Source organism: Barnesiella sp. CU968 (genome assembly GCF_905219685.1).
GTDB lineage: Bacteria > Bacteroidota > Bacteroidia > Bacteroidales > Muribaculaceae > Lepagella > Lepagella muris_A.
Genome location: NZ_CAJMXD010000054.1, coordinates 1 through 11,270 on the forward strand (window position 1 = coordinate 1; position 11,270 = coordinate 11,270).

General features: G+C 49.6%; 4 protein-coding genes and 1 pseudogene. 2 read left to right on the top strand and 3 right to left on the bottom strand.

The window, feature by feature from the left end; genetic code table 11:
* Both JX312_RS03700 and JX312_RS03705 read right to left on the bottom strand, forming a co-directional pair.
* Positions 1–420 (bottom strand): annotated as a pseudogene (locus JX312_RS03700) (hypothetical protein); the annotation flags it as partial.
* 22 nt (positions 421–442) lie between these two features.
* The gene (locus JX312_RS03705) at positions 443–3,715 is read right to left on the bottom strand and encodes a SusC/RagA family TonB-linked outer membrane protein (protein WP_204457114.1); all 3,273 of its coding nucleotides are present in this window, start codon (positions 3,713–3,715) and stop codon (positions 443–445) included.
* Positions 3,716–4,301: 586 nt separating this feature from the next.
* Here JX312_RS03705 and JX312_RS03710 point away from each other — a divergent pair.
* A complete protein-coding gene (locus JX312_RS03710) occupies positions 4,302–5,216 on the top strand; it encodes a hypothetical protein (RefSeq protein WP_204457115.1) in 915 nt (304 codons plus the stop codon).
* 107 nt (positions 5,217–5,323) lie between these two features.
* Positions 5,324–8,455 (top strand): LamG-like jellyroll fold domain-containing protein, encoded by a 3,132-nt coding sequence (locus tag JX312_RS03715; RefSeq protein WP_204457116.1) that lies wholly within the window; start codon positions 5,324–5,326, stop codon positions 8,453–8,455.
* A 124-nt stretch (positions 8,456–8,579) separates the two neighbouring features.
* Here JX312_RS03715 and JX312_RS03720 read toward each other — a convergent pair.
* Positions 8,580–11,270: S41 family peptidase (locus JX312_RS03720; protein WP_204457117.1), on the bottom strand; the 2,691-nt coding region annotated here is incomplete at its 5' end.

Here is an 11,270-nt window from a genome sequence, read left to right on the forward strand (position 1 = left end):
GTCAAGGATAGTGTTGGCATATTTCACATGATCCCACATGTCGTTCCAGACCCAGCCGATTTCCGCGCCGCTATTGTTGCCGGTCTCCATCCATGAGGAGGGAGTCACATTATCGGCGAAATTGGCACGGATGTTTGCCGAACCCATGTCTGTTTTTGCAGCCACTGTTGTTTCTGAATACAACAGGTCGCTGAGCATACCCATTGAGTTGGTGTTGCCGAGGTCGATAAACATACGGCCCAGATGACGGTCTGCCATAGCCATTGCCGCCTGAATGCCGGATTCGGTGCCGAAGGTGGCTCCCGGTTCAAACTCCGACATAGGGTCTGGCTTCAGGAAGTCGTCGGAGCAGCTTGCCATCACGGCTACCATAAGAGCCGGAGCGGCCCATCTGCAAATTCTGCTATATGATGTTTTCATTTCTGTAGTTATTAGATCTTGTTTAGAAAGTTACGTTGATACCGAAATTGAAGAGCCTTGTGCCAAGTCCGTTGCCATCCTCGGGATCACCGTAGCTCCATTTCGGAGGATTGATGGTGAAGAGGTTCTTGATGCCGAACGATACGCGCACTTTTTCCATATAAGCTTTCTGTGTCCATTTGCGTGGGAGCGTGTAGCCGAACGTCAGATCGGAAAGACGCAGGAAGTTGCGGTTGATGACGCGGGGAACGCTTGTCGCTCCGTTGGGACCGCGTGCGTTAAGGCGTGCGAAATAGTCGCTCGGTGTCTCAGGTGTCCAGTATTCTTTCTCATAAGTGTTGAGACCGTGCACTATTATGTCTGATGCATTGTCGCCGTTTGCATACGACCAGCTTCTGGATTTGTGTCCGAGCTTCGAATAGAATGTGAAGCTTATTGTGAAGTCTTTCCAGAGTGTGAAGTCATTGCGCATGCTGAGATATACGGGAGGCGTGGTCTGTCCAAGGAATTGTTTGTCCTTGTCGTTATATACCGGAGTGCGCTCGCCTGTGACAGGATCAACGATATCATCGCCGGTGTAATAGTTCTGCACACGGTAGTCACCGGGTTTCTGACCTACTTTGGCTGCCTCTTCAGCCTGGTCTGCCTGCCAGATTCCATCTACCTTGTAATCCCATATCACACCTATAGGCTGACCTACAAACCATCCCTTGCTGGGCTGGTCAATCTCTTTCTGACCGATGATGTTGCCGTTCTCGTCAAGAACGTTCTCCATCTGATAGTCGATATGACGGATCTTGTTCTTGTTGTATGAGAATGTGACGTTGGTGTTCCATTCGAGGACATTGTTGGCGATATTGAGCGTGTTCAGAGAAAGCTCGAAACCAGTGTTGTCCACTCGTCCGATGTTTGTCGCAACCTCTGTGAAACCGGAGAAACCGGGAAGAGCCATATTCATGATCATGTCGTTGGTCTTCTTGTAATACCAGTCGGCGCTCAGGTTAAGACGGTTGTTGAAGAAACCGAGATCAAGACCGACGTTGAACGATTCTGTCTTTTCCCAACGAAGATCCGGATTCGCCATACGGCTCATGGTGAGATATTTGATGTCTGATATGACTTCACCGTCAGGACCAAGGTAATTCATTGTATTGCCTTGTCCGGAACCGAGGTTTGCAAGAGCTATATACGGATTGCCCAGATCGCGGTTACCGTTCTTACCCCATGACAGACGAAGCTTACCTGTGCTCCATATATCTGAGATGGGTGCCATGAATTTCTCATTGGCAAAGTTCCATGCAACAGCCAGAGAGGGGAATGTGGCGTGAGGATAGTTCTGACCGAATGCAGAATAGCCGTCGCGACGAACCGATGCAGTCAGCATGTAGCGGTTGTCGTATCCATAAAACACACGTGCAAGAAGCGCATCAGCACTCTCATGAGTGTCGTTGGTTCTGAAATTGGAGAGTTCTTTTGTCGCATTCTGGGTGTTGTGGAAGCCAAGTGCGTCCGTAGGGTCGAAACCTCTGGCTTCAATGCGGTCACTCCAGTATCTGCGGTCTTCAGCCTCCTGAGCGAGAGTCACCATCACGTGGTGCACATCATTGAATGTATAATCCCAGTTGATCGTGTTGTTGAGAGACCAGTCAAAACGCTTGCCCCATTCGCGGTTTACTCCTCTGTCTTTCTTGGCGGATTCAGGAAGATCTGCACTCATGAAATAACGGTCCCAGAAATATTGATAGCGGGGTGACACATTGAACTGATAGGTGATTCCGAACGGCAATGTCACTTTCGCGAAGAATTTGGAGTTGAGAACCATATAACCTTTCTCAAGTTCCTCGTAGTTCTGATAGAAGAACTGGTTCTGGAAAGGCTGGAAACGGTTTGTTCCGCCCATAGGGAACTGAAGAAGCTCGCCTGTCTGCTTGTCATACATCGATGCGTAGGGGGAGAACTTCATGATGTTGGGTTTCTGGAGGTCATCGCTGTATGAAAGAGCCTTGTCGCCATCGCTGCGGTGCTGGAAGTTGACGTTGGCACCGATCTGGAGCCATTTGGTCACGTTCGCACTGAGTCGCATCGAAGCTCGGAGTGTGTTGTAGTCGTTGCCTTTCACCACACCCTGGTTCTTCATGTAGCCTACCGACATGTAATAGTTCATCTTCTCTGTTCCGCCGGAAAGTCCGATGTTGTAATCCTGATTCAGACCTGTGCGGAACGCGTAGTTATACCAATCGAAAGTCTCGTTGTTAAGGAAGTTCTCGAATACGAGTGCTTCTTCGTCAAGACCGATACGGCGTCCGAAGACACTGCGGGGAGACTCGTCGGCTGCGTTTGACGAATATCCCATCCACTGGTCGAGAGTGATGCCGTATTTCGCAAGGTTTGCCTCAGAAGGATAGTCGTAATAACCGGGATTTGTCTGACCTGACTGATAAGCGACATAGTTGCCGTTGGCGTCGACGCCGTATGTGTCGCGCTTGTACCAGTCGGAACGGTAGTTCAGATAGCCGTCTGCATCGTAATATTTACGATATGAGCTGCGGGTGTTGATGCCCCAGTTGGCACTGAATGTCACAGATGGTTTGCCGGTGTTGCTGCCGCTCTTGGTTGTCACGATGATGACACCGTTGGCAGCCTTGGCACCGTAGATTGCGGCTGAAGAGGAGTCTTTGAGGATGTCAATCTGCTTGATGTCGTCAGGATTGATTTCCGAAAGCTCGCCGTAGAACTGCATTCCGTCAAGAATGATAAGCGGTGAAGACTCTGTTCCGAGAGAGTTCTTGCCTCGGAGTTCAAGCGAACCGCCACCCTTCGCTGAGGGATCATAACCTACCTGAAGACCTGCGGCGCCACGAAGGATGTCCTGAACAGTCTGCGGGTTTGAATCCGCGATCTTATTTGGGTCGATCTGAGTGATGGCACCTGTAAGGTCCTTCTTTTTCATCACGCCGTAACCAACTACTACCACATCTTCAAGCATCTCTGCATTAAGACTCAGCTCGACACGCAGATCAGCTGTAGAATCGGTCACTTTAACCTTTTTGGGCGAATAACCCACATAAGATACCAGAAGGGTCTGGCCGGCAGCCGCACGGATCACGAAGTTTCCGTCGATATCGGTGCTCACGCCGACAGAGGTTCCCTCCACCTGCACAGTGGCTCCAATCAACGGTTCGCCTTCCGTGTCAACCACAGTTCCTTTTATGGAACGCGGATCCGAAGCGGCATGCGTGCTGAGCGCGAACAATTGCGCTATCAGCAGACACATTAGGAAAATTGATTTTTTCATTTAAACTAAGGTTAGTTATTGTTGTTTTATTTAAGGTTAAGTTGATTCATTCCAAAGAGTATGCATGTTTCCATCCATACTCTTTATTCTCTTTTGGAGAATTGAGTCTGAGAGTTTTTCACTGATGCCGGAAAGGCAGCAATGACATCGCCCCCGACCTTGCCAATCTTTTTTTCTACCTAAAATTTAATATCCTTATATCATCATCAAAAATACCTCTGCATAANTGTTGCAAAATTATGATGCGGAATCAACCGGAGAAATAGATGANTTATTCTAATATGAGTGGCAAAATGTTCATTTGAACTATTAACACGTTTTAACCACCTATGTCGGTCCAAATACCCTTCATTCACCAAAACCACTGAAAACAAGCCCATTTATGGCAGTCATTCCGTTCATTTACACAGATTGAACATTTCCCCCCTCACGTCCGATTTTCTTTTGTCATAATTTTGCCGATGTCTGAACTGACAAACAATCACGGCAGGAACTCAGAATCCCGGACAACCATCGGAATCTTATCAATTCTGCAAAAAAAGCAGAACAACGTTAACCATATTAATTAACCAACAATTCAACTTTTATGAAAATTTCTACTTTGCTTCTTGGAGGCGCATTTCTTATGAGTGCCTCGGTAATGGCTCAGAACCCCAATCTCATGGAGAACGCGAACAAGGGCGCGACAGGCGACAAGGGTGCCATGGCACAGAACGGATGGGAATGCTGGAAATTCCCCTTTACTTACGATGAGATCAACGAAGAAATAACGGTGAGTGATCCGGAACAGATGACATGGGATGCAAGCGGTCCCGGCGGAAACAATGTGCGCTGGGAGAACAAGGGCGCGGCTGTCAAATATGAAGGCAACACATATAACGGTAATGTAGCTTTCATCCGCTGGGACAACGGTTCGATCCACTCCTGCTGGTATGTTTATCCCGTGGAGATAACCACTCCGGGAATCTACGAGTTTTCAATGCTCGCCGGAGAATGGAGCAACTGCAGCGCGGATTCCGACAAATCATATCTCAAGACAAACGGCAACGAGGCTGCCGTAATGGTGGCTTTCTCCGACAAGAGAGGTCCGGAAGGAATCAAATGGAATCTTAATGTAAGCGATGAGGATCTCGCCGTGTCTCAGATCGGTTTGCCGGGAGAAGGAGAGGGTAAGCTTTTCATTCTTCCCAAAACGGCAAACGACTTCGCCGAACTCCAGAAATGCACTGCAGAAGTTGATGCAAGAAACGCCGGAACATATTATGTACAGTTCCTTGGCTCTCACGCACTTGACGTGATGGCTGATTTTCAGCTCAGACTTCTTCAGGCATTCCCCGACGGAAGCGGCGTTGAAGAGATTTCTTCAGCGTCTGTAGAATCCGTGACATACTTCGGCATAGACGGCACAGTTCTTTCCAATCCTGCGAAAGGATCGCTCGTAATCGAGAAGAAAACAATGAGCGACGACTCTGTGAAAACTTGCAAGAAGATCATCCGCTAACTTTCAATAATATTATATAACAGGTAAACAAAGTTGTTAACCGAAGGTCGGTGGCGTCATGAATGTGTTTGCGCCGCCGGCCTTTATTCTTTAAGAAACTTTTTATCATGAGACAATTCAGAAACATCCTGACAGGAATCGCCCTGCTTGCGCCGCTGTCGGCGGCATGGGGTGAATCCGTCACCGCCGATATGACGGCGGATGTCGTGACCGGACGCCAGCTTGACGTTACGGGAAAAGCAGACGTGCATATCACTTCTTCCTCACCTCTTGTAAACTCAACGGTAAACCTCAACGGTGAGTACGCGTGGCTATTTCTTGACGCGGTGAAACCGACCAGAACCGTTTCGGACTATCTCCGGTTCATCACAATCGACGGACAACCGGCAGACATATCCACCAACGTGAGGATTGCGGAATATGGAGCCGGATCGGTACTGATTCCTAACGGAATAGACATCTGCAACCGTGCTCTTACGGTGTATACCGAAGAAAGTTTCGGCGGAGATTCTCGCACTGTCGCCATACAGGAACCTGTGACTGACCTTGGCAAATTCGACAATAACATACGTTCGCTCAGACTGCGCAAAGGATTTATCGCCACCATAGCCAACAACCCAGACGGAACAGGCTACAGCCGCTGTTTCATAGCTTCCGACAATGATCTTGAAATTCCGGTGCTTCCAGAGGGATTCGTCACCAAGGACAACTCCGGCAGAAGTTTCATCTCATATATAAGGGTGATGAAATGGCAGTGGGTCTCTAAAAAAGGGTGGTCCGGCTCAGACCAGAGCCAGATGGAGCGTCTTAACGTAACCCATTATTACGGATGGGACGCCGGTGGTCCCACCGACAGGATTGACCGCGAGTATGTGCCTCATCGCCATCATATCGGCTGGCCGGGATTCGACCAGATCAAAAGCCGCGACAATGTGAGCCATGTGCTCGGTCACAACGAGCCTGACAACACAGGCGATGTGAAGGAACATCCGGCAAGTCCGCTTGAGATAATACGCGAATGGCCGGAATTCATGCGCACTGGGCTGCGCGCCGGTTCACCGGCTCCCACAAGCATCTGGGGCAGCTGGCTTCCTAATTTCTTCGCCTTGGCGGATTCCCTGAATTATCGAGTGGATTTCGTCGTATATCACCAGTATGAACATACCGCCGATTTCAAGAGCCGTGTCAACAAGGCGGTGGAGGTGTCACGAGGACGTCCGGTGTGGATTACCGAATGGAACAACGGCGCGAACTGGACGACCGGCAATGAAAACGACTGGCCGGACAAGACCGGACTTCAGTGCGATGCCGACGGAAACCCGGTGGAGAACGCGGCGTCGGTTACTCTCCCCGCAACGCTTGCCAACCAGAATGTGCAGCTCGAATATATGAAAAAGGCTCTTGCCAATATCGATGCATGCGACAAACTCGAACGCACAAATTTCTACACATGGGTGCAAGACGCACGTTCTGTGGAGCTGAACGGCAAGAAAACCCTCGCAGGGCAGTATTTCGCGGATTATCCTTCGAAAGTCGGTTTCAGCAAGGCTTCAGAATATGAGCATGTATGGAAAATCGCCCCTCCCCTTCCCTCTCTCGGTTTCTCGGATGACTTCAAGACGGCAAGACTCAGCTGGTATGACCATAACGGGGAGACAGGAAAAAGCTACACCGTGTATCGCTGCGATGACGACAACGACACCTGGAATCCGGTAAAGACTCTCGTTCTCGGCACTGACTATCAGGCAGGCAAGACAGTGGTTTTCGAGGATCCCGTGAAATGCGAGAAAAGATACCGTTACCGCGTACGTGCCACTGCCTACAACGGAGAGGAATCGTTATATTCACGCATACAGACTGTATGGCGCGACAACAACGTCGAGGCGGTTGACATCCGCTGCTCCGCATCAGAACCGACAACCGTACGCGTTGAATGGACAGAAACCGACGGTGCCCGTGCATACCGCCTTGAGCGCAGACTCGTGTCTTCTCCCAACAACGCGGAGGGAGAGAAGGAGTTTTCAGTAATAAAACCTTCCACGACCGACAAATCCTATTCCGACACCAACGTCAAGGAACTTTCCACTTATGCCTACCGCGTCACAGTTCTCAGCAACGCGGAGACATCGCCGGTATCGGATGTGGCGGAGGTGAGGACTCCGTCGCTTTCCTCGGCACCGGAGGGTGTATTCAATCTGTTTGCCGCGTCAGGCGACAAGAAAGTGACTCTCGTCTGGGACAAGACATACCGCACGACTTGGGACATCGAACGGGCTGAAAGCGAGACCGGACCGTGGCAGACCGTGGCAACCGGCGTGAGCGCTACCACATGGTCAGACAAGAATGTCGAGAACGGCTCTACATATTATTATCGCCTGACTCCCGACAGATTCGGCAAGAAAGGTGATTTTTCCGAAACAAAGACCGCTTCCCCGCAGGAGGGCAATTTCTCATATGTTCCGTTTGTAGAAGGGAAATTCTTTGACGCATATGATTATTTCAACGGCGGAAAATCGACTCTTTCTTCCGGAACATACTGGGCGGAAGACCGCCACGGCAACGCCAAAAGCGCCGTGGGTTTGAAATCGGGAAAGAACGCCTATATATCGTTACCCACAGGTATTCTGAAGACTCTTTCGGATTTCACAATCTCTCTGTGGCTGAAACGCACAGGCGACAATGTGGGCAGAATCATAGATTTCGGCTCGGGACACAACACCCAGATGCTTCTTGATTACGGCTACAACAACAAGAGCGGTTTCCGCTATAAACTGCGCGTCGGTTCAAAAAACAGCAATATGGACGCATCTTTCAACCTTGAGAAAAACCGCTGGTATAACATCACTCTCAGCCAGGAGGCGGGGACATTGTCTCTTTATGTTGACGGAGAGCTTGTGGAGACTTTCCGCAACCAGCCGGATCCTTCGGAAATGGGCAACACAAACCAGAACTGGCTCGGTCGCTCGCAATGGCATGACAACGGAGACCCTTATCCGGATTATTGCTATGATGATTTCTATATCTTCAACCGCGCAATGACCGGTGAAGAGGTTCGCAGACTGATGGATGCCGAAGGTGTTTCGGAAGTCGAGGAGATTTTCGAGGCGGAAGTCGTGAATACGGAGTATTACGGCATTGACGGCATACGTATCGCCTCTCCGGCAAAAGGGACTCTGGTGATTGAACGCAAGACCATGAGCAACGGCACTGTCAAAACCTCAAAACGCATTATCCGCTGATCTGCATGATCTGGTATAAAAAAGACAACCGCTCCGGTTTCAGAACCTGTGCGGTTGTCTTTTTTTATTTTTGTTACAGAATGTTCTCTATTTATCAATGAAACTGTCGGGACAAGTCATGGCTTCATTTTTTCTTGTCAATATCGCTGAGCAGCGATTTTACAGCCGCCTCAAGCTGAGCGTCTATACCTTTGACGACATCGGCGGGAAGGTTTGCCACCTTGATATCGGGTTCGAGCTGGGTATTTTCAAGCACATTCCCCTCAGCTGTGCGGAAAGCTACTACCGGCACTCCGAAGAGCAGGTCCGGATTCTGAAGCGTGATCCAGTTAACGCTCGACATGGTTCCGGGAACGGGCATTCCTACAAGTTTGCCGAGATTCTTGTGTTTGTAGACCCATGGCGTTCCGTGGGCGTTGCTATAGTTAGCTTCCCCTATAATCATGACCGAGGGCTTGTTCCAGCGCCGTGAGGGCATTTCACCTGTGGGACGACCGTGAACCTCCTGCGTCAGATATTTATCTCCACTGAAAAGCACCTCAATATCCTCATGTAGACGACCGCCTCCATTCCAACGGGTATCTATCACTATGCCCTCTTTGTTATAATACTTGCCGAGGAGCTTGGAATATATCTCACGGAAACTTTCATCATCCATGGATCTTAAATGAAGATAGCCAAGACGTCCACCGGAAAGGGAATCCACTGCATGCTCACGCCCCTTAACCCAACGGTTGTACAGGAGTTCACTCATTACCGAAGTCCTTACCGGCAGAACTACCTCTTCCCATCGCTCACCCGAAGAAGGACGATATAGAGAAATTAGTGTCTTTTTATTCGCGGTGTTATTGAGTAATGTCTCCCAATCACCGGCATCCGCCGTTTTCTCTCCATTGATTGCCTCCACTATGTCTCCGGGACGAACCTTTGTTGTGGCACGGTCAAACGGACCACCCTCCACGATTTCATCTACTTTGGCGACACTCCCATTATCCGACATGTCGAAAAGCAAACCGAGAGATGCAGTCTGATCCTTTGCCCCGTCGGGATAATAGCGTCCACCCGAATGCGACACGTTGAGTTCGCCAAGAAGTTCACTCAACAAGTCGGCAAAGTCATATCCATTATTGATATGCGGCAGGAAACGGCGATAGTTTTCTACATACATATCCCAATCCACCGGCATTTCGGGAAGATAGAAACGTTCCCTTGCTTCATTCGCCACATAATCGAGCATAGCCTCCCGCTCTCTTGCCGGATCGATCTTGACCTTACCTGACACGGATATATTCTTAATTTCCTTACTCTTCGGATTGAATTTCTTTACAGCCGATCCGACAAGATACATATTGCCCTCTTTGTCGGTCTGAATAGCGCTGCCGCCTGAATCAAGTTTCTTTACAAGCGACACGTCTCCTTTGCGCAAGTCTCTCTTCCAAAGATCATATCCCTTTTCAAAAGCGGAAAGATAATATAGTGCCGATCCATCTTTTGTAACCACATAATCGCTGAGGTCTGACGAGCTCGGAGTCAGGCGCACAATCCTGTCCATTATGCCCTCGCGATCAATTTTAATCGCGTCTGACGGCTTGTCACCATCCTTGGAAGGATCTTTTTTCTTCCCTTTCTTCTCTTTCTTCCCCTTATTGGAATCTTCTTTCTTTGCCGATGCTTTCTTCTGCTGTTCTTCTACCTCTTTCAGCAGTGCGTAGTCCTCTTCTGAGAGACGGAATTTATCGTAAGCCTCCTTATTCAGGAACACCATCATGACATCATATTCCGATCCCCATGAGGCATGGTTGCGCATGCCATAACGTTCGGAAGCAAAAATGACGGCATTGCCATCATCCGTAAAACGGGGTTCCTGATCAAAATAACCTGTATTAGTGAGAGGGATAAACTCGCCGCTATCCACGTTGACTATGGCAATGTCACCATAAGGATCGTGCATCGGGTTCATAATCTCGAGCGTAAGCCATCGGCTGTCAGGACTCCAAGCCACGCCATAACCACCGGTGCGGTAATTGGTGATACGGTCTTCAAAGGTTTTAACCGCACCCGAAGCAAGATCCTTGACTTTAAGGATACGGCGGTCTTCGATAAACGCCATCTTCTTGCCATCGGGAGAGATGGAGGGATAACCGCGCTCTATGCCGTCTTCCGGGAACATGGCTTCCTCTTCGATCAGCGTGGCGTTAGAGAAGTTGGGATCGTCTTTCCGCTTGATTACCGCTTTGTATATATTGCTTCTGCCGGAACGAAGGGACCCGTAGTAAAGACTTCTGCCGTCGGCTCCCCAGGATATTCTTGATTCTATTGCCGGAGTGTGGGTTATCTGTTTGACCGAGGGGTATTCAGTTGATGCCACAAACACTTCTCCTCTTACGGTGAACGCCATCTGCTTGCCGTCGGGAGATACCACTGCACCCTGTACGCGCCCGAAGGGAATATCCTTAATATCGTTTATGTCGTCATCAACAAGATTTATGTCAAGCTTGCGAGGTGAGGAACCGGGCTGCATGGTAAAAAGCTCTCCGTTGTAGACAAACGCCAGAATGTCGCCGGTGCCGGCACTGAGGAAACGCACGGGATGATCCTTGAAGTCGGTGAGCTTGCGGGGACTCGCTCCGGGAGCGATGGCCGAAGAGTAGACATTGAAAGAGTCGCCGTTGCGCTCGCTAAGGAAATAATATGATTTCCCATCGGATGAAAGCGCGGGATTGCGGTCTTCCCCGGCACGGGAGGTCAGATTGACGTATGCGCCGCTTTTCGCATCATGCATCCAGATGTCGCGGGTCACAGAGGAGGTGTGAGG